The following is a 17,997-nucleotide window of genomic DNA, read 5'->3' as shown; positions in this document are numbered from 1 at the left end:
GGAGGTTCCAGCCATGCGACTGCCCGAATCCGCCCACGCCGACCAACCCTGGCGCATCCACGAGATCGCCCCCGACTTCCGTGTCGAGGACATCTGGCAATTCCGCACCCCCGGTGGCGGCCCCGACGACTTCCGCGCACTGCTCGCCGCCATCTGGGCCGAACGCGCCTCCGAGCCCACCGGCATCAGCGGCCTCCTGTTCAAAGTCCGCTGGAAGCTGGGCGAATGGTTCGGCTGGGACCGCGACGACACAGGCACCGGCACCCGCGTCACCTCCCTGCGCGACCGCCTCCCCGCCGACCTCCGCGACACCGACACCCCCCTCGACGACGGCCCCCTCACCAGCCTCTACGTCCTCGACAACGAATACGCCGGCGAAATAGCCAACGGCACGATGCACGGCATCATGCACCTGGGCTGGACCCCCGACGACACCGGTTACCACCTCCGCATGGCCGTCCTGGTGAAGCCCAACGGCTGGTTCGGCCGCTTCTACATGGCCCTGATCAAGCCATTCCGCTACGGCATCGTCTATCCCGCGATGACCCGCAGCTGGGAACGAACCTGGAACGACCTCTCCGTCGCTCGTTGAACGGCACCGATCGCGTGTCCCACACCAGCCAGGGGGCGGCTTCTACCTCGGGGCGACAACCGCCACCAGCACCGAGTCCTTGCGCCAGTTCGGGCGGCGCTGGGCGATTTCACCGGCCCGGGCGCGTCCATGGCGTTCGACAACCGGGATCACGCGATCACCTTCTCGGCCGAAAGGTATCACTGGCGAAGGGTAGTGCTACTCAGGTAGCAGCCGCCCTCCGCTCTACGCGCTGAGCGGCGCCGCGGTGACGCCGTAGCCGAGGTTGGTGAGGACCTCGCTGGTGGCTTTGGCGAAGTTGAGGGTGATGAAGTGCAGGCAGGGGGCGCCTTCCTCGGTGAGGCGCTGCGCCATTTCGGTGGCGATCTGGATGCCTTCGGCGCGGACGGCGGCGCGGTCTTCCTCGGGGCCGGTGCCCGCGGCACGGGTGAGACGCGCGATGACGTCGGGGGGCAGGGGGCGCCCGCACAGTTCTTCGGCGCGCTGGACCGTGCGCAGGGAAGTGATCGGCATCAGTTCGGGGATGATCGGCTTGGCGCCCTCGATGGGGTCCATGGCGATCACCCGATCGCGCAGACGCAGGTAGTGCTCGACGTCGAAGAACATCTGGGTGATCGAATACTCCGCGCCCGCACGCAGTTTCGCGGCCAGGAAGCGAGTGTCGTGCTCGAGGTCGGGCGAGCGGTGGTGGCCCTGTGGGAACGAGGCGACTCCGACGTGGAAGTCACCGAGGTCGCGCACGATGCGGACCAACTCCTCGGCGTACTCGACGCCACTGGGGTGCTTGCGCCACTCACCGAGCGGGTCACCCGGCGGGTCGCCGCGCAGGACCAGCAGGTTGCGGATGCCGGAATCGGCGTAGGAACCGACGAGGGCGCGCAGTTCACTGAGGCTGTGGCCGACGGCGGTCAGGTGGGCGACCGGCAGCAGGGTGGTCTCGGTGGCCAGTTCACCGGTGATGCGCACGGTCCGGTCCTTGGTGGAGCCACCCGCACCGTAGGTCATCGAGACGAACGCGGGATGCATGCATTCGAACTCACGCACCGCGCGCCACAGCCGAGCCTCGCCAGCCGCGTCGCGGGGCGGGTTGAACTCGACGGAGAACGGCACACCGCTGCCCGAGTGCGTGCGCAGGCTCTGCACCACCGAGGGGGTGTTCGAGACGACCGACGACCGCTGGGCGGGTCGATCTGGGGTCGAACGTCCCCGTCCATTGTCGAAATCCACCGGTTCAGTGTAGTGGGAGGCCCGGACGCCACGGAGCCGACCGGTCAACCCCACCACCGACGCGACCCCGGCGCAGCGCGGACGAGGGACATCGCACGTCAAGGAGGGTGGACGTGCGGGGGGCGCTCCTGGGGGGCGGGGCACAACGGGGCCGCGCGCCGGCGGGCACGGCGGTGCGGGGGCGGAGCAGGGCCGTGCGGCGGCGGGGCGGCGGTGCGGGTAGGTCGCAGCAGGGCCGTGCGCCGGCAGGCGCGACGGTGCGGGTAGGTCGCAGCAGGGCCGTGCGCCGGCAGGCGCGACGGTGCGGGTAGGTCGCAGCAGGGCCGTGCCGGCAGGCGCGACGGTGTGGGGTAGGTCGCAGCGGGGGGCGTGCGGGGGCGGGGGCGGCGCGTGGCCCGCGTATCGTTCGAACCAACGCTGGAGTCGTATCGTCGAGTGCGCAACCGGCTGATCTACTCGCCCACGCCCGTACATGGAGGCCGCCCTGACCGCCGGAATCGGTACCCCGCTCTCCCGGTCCGCCGCCGACGCGCTGAACTCGGTCGACCTCACCGCGCTGACACCGGGCACTCCGGCCTTTGTCGGCGCGGTCGAACGGGTGCTCACCAGCTTCTTCACCACCCGGCGTGAGATCGTCGACCCGCTGGGTCCGGTCTTCGTCGATGCCGCCGAGGCGCTGGCCCAGTTCGTGGTGCGCGGCGGCAAGCGGACCCGGCCGGGTTTCGCGTGGACGGGCTGGCTCGGCGCCGGTGGCGACCCGGCCGGTCCGGACGCGGCCGCCGTACTCACCGCGTGTTCGGCGCTGGAACTGGTGCAGGCGTGCGCGCTGGTGCACGACGACATCATCGATTCCTCCCGCACCCGCCGCGGCTTCCCCACCGTGCACATCGACTTCGAGGACCGGCATCGCGCGGCACACTGGCCCGGCGACGGCGCCGCCTACGGTTCGGCGGTCGCCATCCTCATCGGCGATCTCGCCCTCGCCTGGGCCGACGACCTGGTGCACGAGGCCGGACTCGACCCGGCCGCCCTGGCCAGGTTCGCGCCGGTCTGGGCGCGGATGCGCACCGAGGTGCTCGGCGGGCAGCTCCTCGACATCAACGGTGAGGCCGGTGGCGACGAATCGGTCGAGGCCGCGTTGCGGATCAACCGGTACAAGACCGCCGCGTACACGATCGAACGGCCCCTGCACCTGGGCGCGGCGCTGGCCGGCGCCGATGACGATCTCGTCGCGGCGCTGCGCGTCTACGGCACCGACGTGGGCATCGCCTTCCAGTTGCGCGACGATCTGCTCGGGGTGTTCGGCGACCCGGCCGTCACCGGCAAACCGTCCGGCGACGACCTGCGCGAGGGCAAGCGCACCGTGCTGATCGCCGAGGGGCTGCGCCGCGCCGACCCCGAGTCGGCCGCGCTGATCCGCACCGGGCTGGGCACCGACCTCTCCGACGCCGACGTCGACCGGTTGCGGACCGTACTCAAAGACCTGGGCGCGGTCGACGACGTGGAAGGCCGCATCCGCGACCTCACGCACTCGGGTCTGAACGCGATCGCCGTCAGCACCACCACCGGCCCCGCCAAGAAGCTGCTCTACGACATGGCGCTGGCCGCCACCCGCCGCACCGCTTGAGGTTGTTGTGAAAACTGTTGTCGGATCCAACGATCATGTCGTGGTGGTCGGTGCCGGGTTGGCCGGGTTGGCCGCCGCGCTGCATCTGCGTGGCGCCGGCCACGAGGTGACGGTGCTCGAACGAGCCGATCATCCGGGCGGGCGAGTCGGCCGTTACCGGTTCGCGGACTACGACATCGACAGCGGGGCAACGGTACTGACGCTGCCCGAAACCGTCGACGACGCCCTGGCCGCGGTCGGGCACACCAGAGACAGCGTCGGCCTGCGAATCCACCGCCTCACCCCGGCCTATCACGCCCGCTTCGCCGACGGCACCGATATCCGGGTGTTCGACGATGCCGAGCAGATGGCCGCCGAAGTCGAACGCACCTGTGGCCCGGCCGAATCCCGGAACTACCGCCGACTGCGTGCCTGGCTGGGCCGGATCTACGACGCCGAATTCGACGAGTTCATGAACGCCGACTTCGATTCGCCGCTGGACATGGTGCGCACCCCCGCGGCCCGCTCCGCCCTGACCGCGCTGGCCCGGCTCGGCGGCTTCGGCAAACTCGGCCCACGGGTGCGGTCATATCTGCGCGACGAGCGGCTCACCAGGCTGTTCACCTTCCAGGCACTGTATGCGGGGATGTCACCGGATCGGGCGCTGGCGGTCTACGGCGCCATCCCGAACATGGACACCTGCCTGGGCGTCTACTTCCCGGAAGGCGGGATGCGAGCCGTCACGACCGCGCTCGCCGACGCTTTCACCGCCGCGGGCGGTCGCCTCGTACTCGAAGCCGAAGTCGCGGGCCTCGACTACGCGACCGGGCCGAGCGCCTCCGATCCGACCGGCACACCGCCGAGCACAGACGGCGACCGACAGCACGGCCTCGCCGACACCACCACATCGGCAACATCCGGCTCCCTCGCCGACGGCCCGAGCACGGCGTCGGCAACACCGCGCGCCCCCGCCGGCTCCCCGAGCACCGGGCCGCGCGCCCGGCACGCCGAAGCCGTACGCACCACCGACGGCCGCCGATTCCCCTGCGACGCGGTGGTCCTCACCACCGACCTCGGTTCCCTGCACCGCTTCGGCCTGCGCAACCGGCGCGGTCTGCGGGCCTCGCCGTCGGCGGTCGTCGCCCACGGCACCGTGCCCGCCGAGGTCGCCGCGCAGTGGCCGGTTCAGGCACACCACACCATCGATTTCGGCGCCGCCTGGTCGCGGACGTTCCGCGAGATCGCCGCGCGCAGGGGCCGCGGGCAACTGATGAGCGACCCGTCGCTGCTGCTGACCCGGCCCGCCCTGACCGACCCCGGGCAGTTGGTCGACCGGGCCGACGGCCGCTGGGAACCGCTGTCGGTGCTGGCGCCGTGCCCCAACCTCACGGCCGCTCCCCTCGACTGGGAGCGCCTCGGCCCCGCCTATCTGCGCGAGCTGCTGACCGTGCTCGAACAGCGCGGTTACACCGGCATCGCCGATCACTTCCGCGTCGATCACCTCGACACCCCCGCCACCTGGGCCGCCCAGGGCATGATCGCGGGCACACCGTTCTCGGTGGCGCACCTGTTCCGGCAGACCGGCCCGTTCCGGCCACGCAACCTGCCAAGGGGCGTGGACAACGTTGTTCTCGCAGGTTGTGGCACCACACCGGGGGTGGGTGTGCCCACCACGCTGCTGTCGGGCAAGCTGGCGGCGGCACGAATCACCGGCAGCCGGACGCGCACCGGCACCGACCACCGGGTTAGTGTTCCAAGTTGAAGCCGTAAACTGACGGCCGACTTATCAGCTCGCGGTTACGACCGCCGACCATCCGGGGGGACCGACCGAACATGCCGCTCCCCGAGACGACCGTAGGCCCCATGGACACCACGCGCACCCTCGAACCGCAGCGCCACCTGCCCACCGGGACCGATCCCGGCGTCCGGTCGCGGCTGCGCACCGTAGGCGATTTCGCCCGCAGTCCCGAGGGCCACGCGGCCCTGATGGGTTTCTTCGGCGCGATCATGATCACCGTCGGCGGCTTCGGCGCGGGCGCTGTCCGCAAACGCGACCCGCTGCTCGAAGCGCTGCACCTGTCGTGGCTGCGGTTCGGCCACGGGTACGCGCTGTCGACGATCGTCATCTGGATCGGCGTGCTGATGATGATCACCGCGTGGGTGCGCCTGGGTCGCAACACCTTGAGCAAGGACGCCGAGCGGGTCACGCTCAACGAACTGCGCGCCATCGTCGGCATCTGGATCACCCCGCTGCTGTTCGCCGCGCCGATGTTCAGCCGCGACGCTTACTCCTACCTCGCCCAGGGCGCCCTGCTGCGCGACGGTTTCGACCCGTATCAGGTGGGTCCGGTCGCCAATCCCGGTGTGCTGCTGGACAACGTGAGCACGGTCTGGACCACCACCACCGCGCCGTACGGACCCGTGTTCCTGCTGATCGGCCGCGCGGTCACCACACTCACCGGCGACAATGTGATCGCCGGGACCATCGCGCTGCGCATCGTCATGCTGCCCGGTCTGGCGCTGATGATGTGGGCCGTGCCGTATCTGACCAAGCATCTCGGCGGGAAGCCGACGGTCGCGCTGTGGCTGGCGGTGCTCAATCCCCTGGTGCTGATCCACCTCATCGGCGGCGTGCACAACGAGATGCTGATGGTCGGGCTGATGTGCGCCGGCATCGCGCTGGTACTCGAACGCCATCATGTGGCCGGCATCGTGGTGGTCGCCATCGGCGTCGCGATCAAGGCGACCGCGGGCGTGGCCCTGCCGTTCCTGGTGTGGATCTGGATCCTGCACGAGAAGGAACGCCGAGCGGCCCAACGGCGGGATCGCGCGGATTCCGACGCGGCACTGTCGGAAGAACAGAAACATCCCGACGCGGCTCGCCCCTCCGCCGACATGCCACATCCGCTGTTGGTGTTCACCAAGATCGCCGGTATCGGGGTCTGTGTCTTCGCGGCGGTGTTCGGCGCCGCCTCGGTCATCGCGGGGGTCGGCTTCGGCTGGGTCACCGCGCTGCAGGGCTCGAACAAGATCATCAACTGGCTCTCGCTGCCGACCATCCTGGCGCACATCGTCACCTGGGTGACGCCGTGGACGCAGGACGAGGTGCTGTCGGTCACGCGTGACCTGGGCAAGGTCGCGCTGGTCGTGGTACTCGTCGCCACCTGGTGGCGGTTCCGGCACAGCGAACGCGAGGCCGTCATGGGCATCATCGTCGCGTTCGTCGCGATCGTGCTGCTCTCCCCCGCGGCCCTGCCCTGGTACTACTCGTGGCCGCTGGCGGTGGCTGCCGGGTTCGCGCTGTCCACCCGGACCCTGATGTGGCTGGTCGGTATCTGTACGTGGTTGATGCTGGTGTTCCAGCCCGACGGTTCGATCGGCCTCTACAACTTCTGGCACGTAGCGCTGGCCACCTTCGCCGCCGTCGTGGCCGCGGTGTCGCTGCGCCACGTCGACCCGCTGCACCTGCGCAAAGCCGGCTCCCACGCCGCCCAGCTCGAACCGGCGCCGTCGCTTCGGACATGAGCGATCAGCGCCCCCGGCACGGCCTGACCGGAGCCCGATCGTGAGCGCACCGGCCCGCACCTCGCGCGCCCTGACCGGCCGCCATGAACTCGAGGCCGCGTACGCGACCTGCCGCCGCATCGCCGCCGAACACGGGCGCACCTATTACCTGGCCACCGCGTTGCTGTCGCCGGACCGCCGCCGGGCGGTACACGCGCTGTACGCGTTCGCGCGGATGGTCGACGACATCGTCGACCACGCCGACAACACCGCACACGTCCTCGACCCCCGTGACCGCTCGGCGCAACGCAGCCCTGCCCACAACGATGCCTCCCCCGCCGACCATCTCGACCTGGTCGAAAGTCAACTGCGCTCGGTCCTCGCGCAAGGCGACATCGACAGCACCGATCTTCTGCGGCGCCAGATCATCACCGCCACCGCCGACACCATCGGCCGCTACGACATCGCGCACACCCACATCTGGACATTCCTCGACGCGATGCGCATGGACGTCCCCGGCACTCCCCTGCACCACACCCGCTACGCCACCATGGCCGAGCTGCGTGAGTACATGCGCGGGTCGGCAGCGGCCATCGGATTGCAACTGCTGCCGGTCCTGGGCACCGTGGTCCCGGTCGCCGAAGCCGAACCGGCCGCCGCCGCGCTGGGCGAGGCGTTCCAGCTCACCAATTTCCTGCGCGATGTCGCCGAGGACCTCGACCGCGGGCGCGTCTATCTGCCCGCCGACGAGCTGGCGCCGTTCGGCGTCGGTGAGGCGCGCCTGCGCGCCTGCCGGTCGACAGGCCGAACCGACCAGCCTGTCCGGCGCGCACTGGCGCACCTGATCGCCGTGAACCGCGACATGTACCGGCACGCCGTCCCCGGCATCGAGCTACTGAACCCCCGGGTACGCCCGGCGATCCACACCGCCGCCACCCTCTACGCCGAGATTCTCGACCGGATCGAGGCGATCGACTTCCAGGTGTTCACCACCCGCGCGACCGTCCCCGGCCATCGCCGGATCACCGTGGCCGCCAGAGCTTTCGCCACCCGGCACTGATCCACCGGTGTCGGTGGAGTTGTGTCGGCGCGCGGGCCTCATCGGGCTGGGATGTGCCTGCGGCGCCCTACTCGGCGTAAACGTGCGATCGGACTTCGATCAGTCGATTTTCTGATTCGGAAGCGCCCGCTCGCACGATTTCGCCAGTCGCTGACCGCACGAGCGGGCGGCAAGGACCCCGATCAGAGGGGTTCGGCGTGGGCGCGGCGGACCACCTCGCGGGCCAACTGACTGTGCAGGGCATCGACGGGGCGACCCGGGAGGCTGGGGTCGTCGGTGTAGAGCCAGCCGAGGATGTCCTCGTCGGTGTACTTGGCGTCACGCATCACCGTGATCACACCGGGGAGCATGCGGACGATCTCGTCCTCGTCGTCGAAGAAGCGGGAGGGGATGCCTGCGACACCGTTGCGGCGGACCGCGAGGACCTGGTGGTCGCGCAGGAGTTGGTGCACCGCGGTGATCGGGACGCCGAGTATATCGGCCGCCTCGGGGAGCGAGACGATGTTTTCGGCGTCGGGCAGCACGTCGTCGCTGCAGGGGAAGGCACTCACCTCGATAACGGTAGTACGTGTCGGGGCGCACGCATCGTCTGGCATGCCGACACCACCCGGTTACCATCGTGGTGGCCGCACCCGGCGGCCAGTTGAATGCCGGAGGACATCACTTGATCGGCCAGATGCTGGAAGGGCGCTATCGCATCGACGCGCCGATCGCTCGCGGCGGAATGTCGATGGTCTTCCGCGGGACCGACACCCGGCTGGATCGTCCGGTGGCGATCAAGGTGATGGACCCCAAGTTCGCCGGTGACCCCCAGTTCCTGAGCCGTTTCGAGTTCGAGGCGCGCGCGGTCGCCAAGCTCAAGCATCCGTCCCTGGTGGCCGTGTACGACCAGGGCATAGACGGCGAACACCCGTTCCTGATCATGGAATTGGTCGAGGGCGGCACATTGCGTGAACTGTTGCGCGAACGCGGCCCGATGCCCCCGCATGCCGTGCGCGCCGTGGCCGAGCCGGTGCTGCGCGCGATCGGCACCGCCCACGACGCGGGCCTGGTGCACCGTGACGTGAAACCCGAGAACGTGCTGATATCGGATGCGGGCGAGGTGAAGATCGCCGACTTCGGCCTGGTGCGCGCGGTCGCCGCGGCCAACACCACCTCCGCGAGCGTGATCCTGGGCACCGCCGCCTACCTCTCGCCCGAGCAGGTCACCACCGGCACCGCCGACGCGCGCTCGGATGTGTACTCGTTCGGTCTGCTGATCTTCGAACTGCTCACCGGCCGAGTGCCGTTCACCGGCGACAATTCGCTGTCGGTGGCCTACCAGCGCGTCGAGAACGACGTGCCCGCGCCGAGTGAGTTCATCGGCGGTGTGCCTCCGGAGTTCGACGAACTGGTCGCCCGGGCCACCTCCCGCGACCCCGCGCAACGGTACGCCGATGCCAACGAGATGGCCGCGACCCTGCAGTCGATCGCGATGACGCTGAGCCTGCCCCCGTACCGGGTCCCCGCTCCCCAGGATTCGGCCGAACACCTCAGCGAGACCTATCCGGTCCCGCCGACGCCCCCGCCGCCGAACCCGGTTGCCGCCCATCATGCTCCGGCACCCGATCACCCCGCGCCGATGGCCGGCCCCCAGCACACCCGGGTGGTGACCGCGCAACGCCCACGACCCGACGAATACGCCCCGCACCCGGTTCCCCAGCAGAACCGGCTCGCCGGGAGCGGTGAGCACGCTCGCCGCACCGGCCTGCTGTGGGTCAGCATCGTCACCGCGCTCACCCTGCTCGTCGGTATCGGCGGCTGGTGGCTCGGGGTGGGCCGCTACACCGCCGTGCCACCGATCGCGGGGATGGACTCCGAACGCGCCGTCGCCGTGCTCGAGGAGGCCGGTTTCGAGACGGTGCTGCGGCAGAAGGCCTCCGACACCATTCCCGTCGGCGGTGTGGTGGGTACCGAGCCGACCGCCGGTTCGCGGGTGACCAAGAGCTCCACCGTCGCCGTGCTCATCTCCAACGGCAAACCCCGGGTGCCCGAGAACATCAAACCCGGTGACTCGATCAGCGCCACCAACGAGGCGATCCGCGACATGGGTCTACAGCCGATCGACAGCGGCGAAACCCCCAGCACCGCCCCCAAGGGTTCGCTGGCCAGGGTCGATCCCGCGCCGGGCACCGTCCTGCCGATGGGCGCGCAGGTGAAGGTGTATCGCAGCAAGGGCTCGCAACCGGTGAACGTGCCCGACGTGCGCGGCAAAACCGCCGAAGAGGCCGCGGAGGCACTGACCACCGCCGGTCTCACCGTGCGCGACACCCGGGTGCAGTACGACAAGAGCGTCGAGGGCGACAAAGCGATCGGCACCGACCCCGCAGTGGGCGCCACATTGCAGTCCGGCGACAGCGTCACCCTCATCGTGTCGAGCGCGGTCACAGTACCCAACGTGATGGGCAAGTCCGTGGGCAGCGCCCGAGACAAACTCCAGCAACTCGGATTGCGAGTCGAAGTCAAGTCACTGACCGACTCCGACAGCTCACTGGTGATCGGCCAAGTGCCCGGAATCAACACGAATGTGGAGGCGGGCAGCGTAGTAACGCTAACCGCCCTACCTTGAAGAGACCGCGCCCCGAACAAGCCCGACAAGGAAAAAGAGAAGAAAAAGGAAAACCCAGGACACGGTAACCGCTGACCCCGAGGCCACCACCCCTACACGCCTCGCTCACCAAGACCCCACCACCCACAGCACACCCCGAACCCGCCACACTCCAAGTCCGCCACCTACCGCACTCCCTCAGCCACCCAGCATCACCTGAGTGCGCCAACTCCCGCACTCCCAGCCACCAGCACCACCCGACTACGCCGCACTCCCGCACTCCCCGGCCACCCACCACACACCAAGTCCGCCACCTCCCGCACTCCCAGCCCCGCACGACCCGACCTCGAGGAGGGTCCGCCGCGCAGCGGCGGTTCGCGGCCGGGCCGCCGGTCAGCGCTCGAAGCGCAGCGCGAAGCGCCAGTCTCGAGCGCTGACCGGCGGCCCGTGGGGGCCGCGAACTCGAGCGCGCCAGCGCTCAAAAAACACAGCCCGCACCTTCCCCGAACACCACACCCCAAACATCCCTGGCCACGCCCACCAGCGAACACCCCAGCGGCAGCCCACCGAACCCTCACCCCCAGCCCCACGCTCCCCGGCTCCGAGTAGCGACGCCCCCCAAACGCGCCTCGCCCCGCCACCAGCGAACACCCGGTGCCAGCCCACTGAAACCCATCCCGGCGGTGGCGCGCCTCGCTCTCCCGGCTTTCCTCGGCGCGTCGGTCCCGTTCTTCCATGGCCAGCCCACCGAACCCACCCCCGCGCCAGCCCACCGAAACCCACCCCACTCCCCGACCTTCGAGGACTGACGCCCCTCAGAACTACCTCAGCATCTCCGCAACCAGAAACGACAGCTCCAACGACTGCTGTGTGTTCAACCGAGGATCACACGCAGTCTCATACCGACCACTGAGATCAAGATCAGAAATATCCTGCGCCCCACCAAGGCATTCGGTGACATTCTCCCCGGTCAGCTCGATGTGCAACCCACCGGGATGAGTACCCAACGCATGGTGGATCTCGAAGAACCCCTGCACCTCGTCGACGATGCGGTCGAAGTGGCGCGTCTTGAACCCGGTGGACGACTCGTGCGTGTTGCCGTGCATCGGATCGCACTGCCAGATCACCTGGTGCCCCGTGGCCTGCACCTTCTCGATGATCGGCGGCAGCACGTCACGCACCTTGCCGTTGCCCATGCGCGCCACCAGGGTGAGCCGTCCGGGCTGGTTGTTCGGGTCCAGCCGTTCGACGTATTCCACCGCCTGCTCGGGTGTGGTGGTCGGCCCGATTTTCAGCCCGATCGGGTTGGCGAGCAGTTCGGCCAACGCGACGTGCGCGCCGTCGAGCTGACGGGTGCGTTCCCCGATCCACAGGAAGTGCGCCGAGAGGTCGTAGAGCAGCGGTTCCCCGGTTTCGCTTTCGCTGAGCCGAAGCATGGCGCGTTCGTAGTCCAGTACCAGCGCCTCGTGTGAGGCGTAGATGCGCGCGGTTTTGAGGCTCGGGTCGTTCACCTGGCAGGCGGCCATGAATCGCAGGCCGCGGTCGATTTCCTCGGCCAGGGTCTCGTAGCGCGCGCCGGCGGGCGACTGGGCCACGAAATCACGGTTCCAGTCGTGCAGGCGGTGCAGGTCGGCGGTGCCCGCACTGGTCAGGGCGCGCACCAGGTTCATCGCGGCGCTGGCGTTGGCGTAGGCACGGACCAGGCGCGACGGGTCGTGGCGGCGCAGCGCCTCGTCGGCGACCAGGGAGTTGACCATGTCGCCGCGGTAGGAGGTGAGTCCGAGGGCGTCGGTGTCGGAGGAGCGCGGTTTGGCGTACTGCCCGGCGATGCGGGCCATCTTCACCACCGGCATGCTCGCACCGTAGGTGAGCACCACCGCCATCTGCAGCAGGGTGCGGATGTTGCCGCGGATGTGCGGTTCGGTGTTGTCGGCGAAGGTTTCGGCGCAGTCACCGCCTTGCATCAGGAACGCTTCACCACGGGCCACCTGCGCCAGCTGTGTCTTGAGATCCTCGACTTCGGCGGGCAGGCAGATCGGCGGCACGCTCTCGAGCACGGTGCGCATCGTGGCGGCCTCGTCGGCGTCCCAGGACGGCTGCTGCAGGGCGGGGCGGGCCAGAGCCGCGTCGAGGCGCCTGCGCAGTTCGGCGGGCAACGGCGGCAGTTCCGGCAGGCGGTCAATGGGTACGTCGACGGTCCAGGTCACGAGATCAGAATACGACTCGCGCCACCGGGCGAATATCCGGCGTACCCGCTACCGCGCTTCGAGTACCCGCGATGCGCGTGCGAAGTAGCTGTGCGAAGTGCGCGCGAAGTAGGTGCGACCCGTGCGAAGTGCGCGCGTAGCGCCGACATAGGGTTTCGTCAACCCATCGTGGGTTCGCGCCTGTGTCGTCGCGTCGGACGGCACGGGCCACCCACCGGCACGAAGAGGCGATCTCCCTGCGATATTTCTACGACTCGGAATTCATCGAGGACGGAGTGACGATCGATCTGATCTCGATCGGCGTCGTCTGTGAGGACGGGCGCGAGTACTACGCCGTGTCCACCGAATTCGACGCGGGGCGAGCTGGGCCGTGGGTCCGCAAGCACGTGCTGCCCAAGTTGCCGCCCGCCGGGTCGTCGCTGTATCGCACCCGCCAGCAGATCCGCGACGATCTGTTCAAGTTCTTCCTGCCCCGCGCGAGCGTGCAGCCCGAGCTGTGGGCCTGGGTCGCCGCCTACGATCACGTGGCCCTGTGCCAGCTGTGGGGCGACATGACCGCGCTGCCCAAGGGCATGCCGCGCTACACCAACGAGCTACGCCAGCACTGGGTGGCCCACGGCAGCCCGGAACTGCCCCCGATCCCCGACGACGCCCACGACGCGCTCGCCGACGCTCGCCACAACCTGGCCAAGTTCGAGGCCATCGAGTCCTACCGGCGCACCCCGCGGCTCTGAGAACGCGACGAAGGCCCCGAGTCGAATGTGACTCGGGGCCTTCGTGGTTCGCGAGGTGCGCGGTCAGTGACCGTTGGGCTCGCGCTCGTTGGCGATGGCCTGCTGCTCGGCGAGAACGGCGAGCATCCGGTGCTCCTCGTTCTCCTCGATCTCGGCCCAGCTGTCGCCCTCGGCCTTCGGATCGGCCCGCAGGAAGCTGCCGGTACCCGGCTTGCCGGCCGAACCCAGCTTGTTCATCTTCTTGGGCACCGGGGCGCCCTGGTATTCCAGCGGGATGGCGTGGCCGTGTGCGTCGACCCCACCCAGCGGCTGGTGCACCTCGATGTACTCACCGTGGGGCAGCCGCTTGATCACACCGGTCTCGATGCCGTGCTCGAGCACCGCCCGGTCGCTGCGCTGCAGACCGATGCAGAACCGGTAGGCGATGAAGTACGCCAGCGGCGGCAGCAGCAGCACACCGATGCGACCGATCCAGGTGGTCGCGTTCAGCGAGATGTCGAACTTCAGCGCGATGATGTCGTTGACACACGACAGCGTCAGGATCACGTAGAACGTGATTGCCATGGCGCCGATCGCGGTACGGACGGGCACGTCGCGCGGACGCTGCAGCAGGTTGTGGTGGGCGGTGTGGTCGTTGGTGAGCCGCTTCTCGATCCACGGGTAGGCGATCAGCAGCGTGAACACCAGGCCCATCACCAACGCCACCCAGAAGGCCGCGGGAATGGTGTAGTTGCCGAGATAGATCTCCCAGGCAGGCATCAGACGTGCCATACCGTCGGTCCACATCATGTAGAAGTCGGGCTGTGAACCGGCCGAGACCTGCGATGGGTTGTACGGACCGATGTTCCACACCGGGTTGATCTGCAGGACACCACCCATGATGCCGACGATGCCCAGGGTGAAGGCGAAGAACGCGCCCTGATCGGCGGCGAACACCGGGATGATGCGCGCGCCGACCACGTTGTGCTCGGTGCGGGCGGGCCCGGGGAACTGGGTGTGCTTCTGGTACCAGACCAGCGCCACGTGCGCGCCGATCAGCGCCAGGATGATGCCGGGCAGCAGCAGCACGTGCGCGATGTAGAGGCGCGGGATGATGATGTCGCCGGGGAAGTCACCGTTGAAGATCAGCCAGTGCATCCAGGTACCGACCACCGGGATACCGATGGTGATACCGGAGAACGCGGCGCGCAGACCGGTTCCGGAGAGCAGGTCGTCGGGCAGCGAGTAGCCGAAGAAGCCTTCGAACATCGCCAGGATCAGCAGCAGCGAACCGATCACCCAGTTGCCTTCACGCGGCTTGCGGAAAGCGCCGGTGAAGAAGATGCGGAACAGGTGGATGATGATCGAGGCCGCGAACAGCAGCGCCGCCCAGTGGTGGATCTGGCGGACGAACAGACCACCGCGCACCTCGAAGGAGATGTTCAGTGTCGTCTCGTAGGCCCGCGACATGCTGACACCGCGCAGCGGCTGGTAGGCGCCGTCGTAGACCACGTGTGCCAGCGACGGATCGAAGTACAGCGTCAGGTAGATACCCGACAGCAGCAGGATGATGAACGCGTACAGCGCGATCTCACCGAGCAGGAACGACCAGTGGGTCGGGAAGACCTTGTTGATCGACCGTTTCACGAACGCCGCGGCGCGATACCGCTCGTCCATTTCGTTGACCTGGTTGGCGGCCATAGTTCCAGCACTCATGAACGACGCTCCCAGAAGGCCGGGCCGAGCGGCTCGATGAAGTCGCCCGCGGCGACCAGGAAGCCCCCGGAGTTGACGGTGATCGGCAGCTGAGGCAGCGCGCGGGCAGCCGGACCGAAGATCGGCTTACCCCACTCGGTCGCCAAGAACTGCGACTGGTGGCACGGGCACAGGATTCGGTTGGTCTGCTGCTCGAACAGCGAGGTGGGGCAGCCCAGGTGGGTGCAGATCTTCGAGTAGGCGAAGTAGTCGCCGTAGTTGAAGCTCTCCTGGCCCTTGCGCTTGATCGCCTTCTCGGCGTCCTCGGTGCGCAGGCGGATCAGCATGACGGCGTTGCGGATACCGCGCAGCGACTGCAGGGTCGCGTGCGAATCTCCGCGCCACTTCTCCTTCCACGGGAACACGGTTTCCATGGAGCCCGCGTCCAGATCCTCGGGGCGCACGAGCACGATGTCGTCGGGACGACCGGTGTCGCGGCGGATGTAGACGGTCTCGCCCGGGTAGTCCGGGGTCCAGCCCGACACCCACAGCGGCGACTTGTCGCCCTTGGCCCACGGGTTCTTCACCATGCCGCCGATGAACACCAGCGCGGCGCCGATACCGAGGACACCGACACCGGCGCCTGCGGTACCGAGCATCATCTTGCGGCGGCCCAGGGTGGAGGTGTCGAGCGCGTCCTGGAGCTCGGCGGCCAGCGTGCGGCGCTCGACCTCGTCGGACGGGCCGTCGTGGCGCTGCTGGATGGAGATCTCGGACGGGATGAACCGCTTGCGGATCAGCACCACCGCGATACCGATGACCAGCACCGAGATACCGAAGGTCAGACCGATCAGCGGGGTGTACAGCGAGTAGGCGCCGTGGCCTTCCTCGCCGTTGCCCTTCCACTCCCACGGCCAGAACAGGAAGACACCGATCAGCGCGGCGGCGGCCAGGCCGGAGACGGCGAACCAGAACGTGACGGCACGCTCGGCGCGCTTCTCGGCCTTGGTGCCGGGCACCGGCCAGCGTTCGCCGCGGTACACGACGTCGACGTCGTCGCGTGCGGTGCCGAGCGCTGCCAGCTCCTCACGCGACATCGCGTCCAGTTCGTCTTCGGTGGGTTCGCGACCCATGTCGCTGTGCTCCTGTCCACTCATGAGCTGTATCCAATCGGGCATGCCCCGGCGCCCTGCGTGGTTACGCGAGCTACCGCCTCCGGGCGCTGACGGGTCATGACCGAGACCCGATCCACATTGCGGCGCCGACAACGGCAGTGATGCCGATGACCCAGATCGCCAAGCCCTCTGTGGCCGGACCGAAACCGCCGAGGTCCCACAGGCCGCCGGGCGACCCTTCCTCCGCGACGTTCTTGACGTAGGCGACGATGTCGCGCTTCTCTTCCGGCGTCAGCTGCCGGTCGGAGAACTTCGGCATGTTCTGCGGGCCGGTGAGCATCGCGGTGTAGATCTGCGCCTCACTGGCCGGGTCCAACGGCGGGGCGAACTTGCCGCTCGACAGCGCGCCGCCACGACCGGTGAAGTTGTGGCAGGAGGCGCAGTTCATGCGGAACAGCTCGGAGCCGCGACCGATGTCGTCGCCGCGCAGCGATTCCTGGGCGATCTCACCGTTGGCGTCGCGGATCACGGTGGGGCCGCCACCGTTGTCGGCGATGTAGGCACCGAGCGCGTCGGTCTGATGCGCGTCGAACTTCTCCGGCTTGCGCATGGCCTGGGCTTCGTTGCGCACCATGGGCATACGGCCGGAGGAAACCTGGAAGTAGACGGCGGCCTCGCCGACACCGATCAGGCTGGGTCCACGGTCTTCCACACCCTGCAGGTTCGCACCGTGGCAGGTGATGCAGGAGGTGTCGTAGAGCTGCTTGCCCTCACGGATCAGCGCGGACTGGTCTTCGTTCGCGGTGGCGACCTGCGGCTCGGGGGTGAGCGCGGTGGCCAAGAAGCCGGCTCCGACCAAGCCGACCATCAGCGCGAGCGCACCCGCGATACGACGGCGGGCGCGACGCTGCTTACGCGTCTGCTTGGACGCCTCAGCGGCGGGACCGCTGCCGGGGCCTGCGGGCTCGGGGGCCGACGGGGGAGATGAACTCATCTGTAGTCCCTTTGGAGTAGACGGAACCGACTTGTGCAAATGCTGTGTGCCCGCGGGCTAACTGACGAAGTAGATCGTGGCGAACAGCCCGATCCAGACGATGTCGACAAAGTGCCAGTAGTAGGACACCACGATGGCGGCGGTGGCCTGGGCGGGGGTGAACTTGCTCAGCGTGGTGCGAACGAGCAGGTACACGAACGCGATCAGACCGCCGATCACGTGCAGACCGTGGAAGCCGGTGGTGATGTAGAAGACCGAGCCGTAGGAACTGCCCGCGATGGTGGTGCCCTCATGGGCCAGGTGGTAGTACTCGTACCCCTGTCCGAGCACGAAGAACGTGCCCATCAGCAGGGTGATCGTGTACCAGCGGCGCAGGCCGAACACATCGCCCCGCTCCGCGGCGAACACGCCCATCTGGCAGGTGAACGACGAAGCGATCAGCACCGCCGTCACCGGGACGGCCAGCGCGAGATTCAGCTCGGTCGGCTCCGGGGGCCAGTTGCCGTGCGCTTGCGCGCGCGCAACGAAGTACATCGCGAAGAGGCCGGCGAAGAACATCAGCTCGCTCGACAGCCAGATGATGGTTCCGACGCTGACCATGTTGGGCCGGTTCAGCGAATGCACACGCTGAGTAATGGCCGATCCTGGGGTGCCTACTGCGGTCGTCACGGGGTAAGTATGACTCTTCGTAGTACGA

General features: G+C 68.5%; 14 protein-coding genes. 7 read left to right on the top strand and 7 right to left on the bottom strand.

Annotated features, from left to right (window positions below; all coding sequences use genetic code 11):
- Positions 1-13: 13 nt before the first annotated feature.
- Positions 14-592: a DUF2867 domain-containing protein gene (locus ACFO5K_RS09665; RefSeq protein WP_378559251.1), complete on the top strand. Its 579-nt coding sequence runs from the start codon at positions 14-16 to the stop codon at positions 590-592.
- A 225-nt stretch (positions 593-817) separates the two neighbouring features.
- Here ACFO5K_RS09665 and ACFO5K_RS09660 read toward each other — a convergent pair whose 3' ends face one another.
- Entirely contained in the window at positions 818-1,819 is a 1,002-nt protein-coding gene (locus ACFO5K_RS09660; RefSeq protein ID WP_378559248.1) for a methylenetetrahydrofolate reductase, read from the bottom strand.
- A 472-nt stretch (positions 1,820-2,291) separates the two neighbouring features.
- Here ACFO5K_RS09660 and ACFO5K_RS09655 point away from each other — a divergent pair, with 472 nt between their 5' ends.
- The 4 genes from ACFO5K_RS09655 (at position 2,292) to ACFO5K_RS09640 (ending at position 7,989) form a co-directional block, all read left to right on the top strand.
- Positions 2,292-3,446, top strand: coding sequence for a polyprenyl synthetase family protein (locus ACFO5K_RS09655; RefSeq protein ID WP_378559245.1), 1,155 nt, complete (start codon positions 2,292-2,294; stop codon positions 3,444-3,446).
- Positions 3,447-3,453: 7 nt separating this feature from the next.
- Positions 3,454-5,187, top strand: a complete 1,734-nt coding sequence (gene crtI, locus ACFO5K_RS09650) for a phytoene desaturase family protein (RefSeq protein WP_378559242.1) — start codon at positions 3,454-3,456, stop codon at positions 5,185-5,187.
- Between the two features lie 101 nt (positions 5,188-5,288).
- A complete protein-coding gene (locus ACFO5K_RS09645; RefSeq protein ID WP_378559239.1) occupies positions 5,289-6,950 on the top strand; it encodes an alpha-(1->6)-mannopyranosyltransferase A in 1,662 nt (553 codons plus the stop codon).
- A 40-nt stretch (positions 6,951-6,990) separates the two neighbouring features.
- The gene (locus tag ACFO5K_RS09640; RefSeq protein WP_378559236.1) at positions 6,991-7,989 is read left to right on the top strand and encodes a phytoene/squalene synthase family protein; all 999 of its coding nucleotides are present in this window, start codon (positions 6,991-6,993) and stop codon (positions 7,987-7,989) included.
- A 182-nt stretch (positions 7,990-8,171) separates the two neighbouring features.
- Here the strand turns inward: ACFO5K_RS09640 and ACFO5K_RS09635 are convergent, their stop codons facing one another.
- Positions 8,172-8,540: an Rv2175c family DNA-binding protein gene (locus ACFO5K_RS09635; RefSeq protein WP_378559233.1), complete on the bottom strand. Its 369-nt coding sequence runs from the start codon at positions 8,538-8,540 to the stop codon at positions 8,172-8,174.
- 125 nt (positions 8,541-8,665) lie between these two features.
- Here ACFO5K_RS09635 and pknB point away from each other — a divergent pair, with 125 nt between their 5' ends.
- Positions 8,666-10,597, top strand: coding sequence for a Stk1 family PASTA domain-containing Ser/Thr kinase (gene pknB / locus ACFO5K_RS09630; RefSeq protein WP_378559348.1), 1,932 nt, complete (start codon positions 8,666-8,668; stop codon positions 10,595-10,597).
- An 800-nt stretch (positions 10,598-11,397) separates the two neighbouring features.
- Here pknB and ACFO5K_RS09625 read toward each other — a convergent pair.
- Entirely contained in the window at positions 11,398-12,783 is a 1,386-nt protein-coding gene (locus ACFO5K_RS09625) for a class II 3-deoxy-7-phosphoheptulonate synthase (protein ID WP_378559231.1), read from the bottom strand.
- 236 nt (positions 12,784-13,019) lie between these two features.
- Here ACFO5K_RS09625 and ACFO5K_RS09620 point away from each other — a divergent pair, with 236 nt between their 5' ends.
- Complete coding sequence (locus ACFO5K_RS09620) at positions 13,020-13,517, top strand: polyadenylate-specific 3'-exoribonuclease AS (protein ID WP_378559346.1); 498 nt, start codon at positions 13,020-13,022, stop codon at positions 13,515-13,517.
- A gap of 63 nt (positions 13,518-13,580) precedes the next feature.
- Here the strand turns inward: ACFO5K_RS09620 and qcrB are convergent, their stop codons facing one another.
- The 4 genes from qcrB to ctaE all read right to left on the bottom strand — a co-directional run bounded on the left by qcrB (position 13,581) and on the right by ctaE (position 17,969).
- Positions 13,581-15,212 (bottom strand): cytochrome bc1 complex cytochrome b subunit, encoded by a 1,632-nt coding sequence (gene qcrB / locus ACFO5K_RS09615; protein ID WP_378559229.1) that lies wholly within the window; start codon positions 15,210-15,212, stop codon positions 13,581-13,583.
- Complete coding sequence (qcrA, locus tag ACFO5K_RS09610; RefSeq protein WP_378559227.1) at positions 15,209-16,348, bottom strand: cytochrome bc1 complex Rieske iron-sulfur subunit; 1,140 nt, start codon at positions 16,346-16,348, stop codon at positions 15,209-15,211. Before qcrA ends, qcrB begins: the two co-directional genes overlap by 4 nt.
- 73 nt (positions 16,349-16,421) lie before the next feature.
- The gene (gene qcrC / locus ACFO5K_RS09605; RefSeq protein WP_378559225.1) at positions 16,422-17,300 is read right to left on the bottom strand and encodes a cytochrome bc1 complex diheme cytochrome c subunit; all 879 of its coding nucleotides are present in this window, start codon (positions 17,298-17,300) and stop codon (positions 16,422-16,424) included.
- 57 nt (positions 17,301-17,357) lie between these two features.
- Positions 17,358-17,969 (bottom strand): aa3-type cytochrome oxidase subunit III, encoded by a 612-nt coding sequence (gene ctaE / locus ACFO5K_RS09600; RefSeq protein WP_378559222.1) that lies wholly within the window; start codon positions 17,967-17,969, stop codon positions 17,358-17,360.
- Between the last annotated feature and the right edge of the window lie 28 nt (positions 17,970-17,997).

It is taken from the genome of Nocardia halotolerans (genome assembly GCF_042650145.1).
GTDB lineage: Bacteria > Actinomycetota > Actinomycetes > Mycobacteriales > Mycobacteriaceae > Nocardia > Nocardia halotolerans.
Note: the sequence above shows the minus strand (reverse complement) of the source record. Positions and strands in the feature narration are given on the sequence as shown.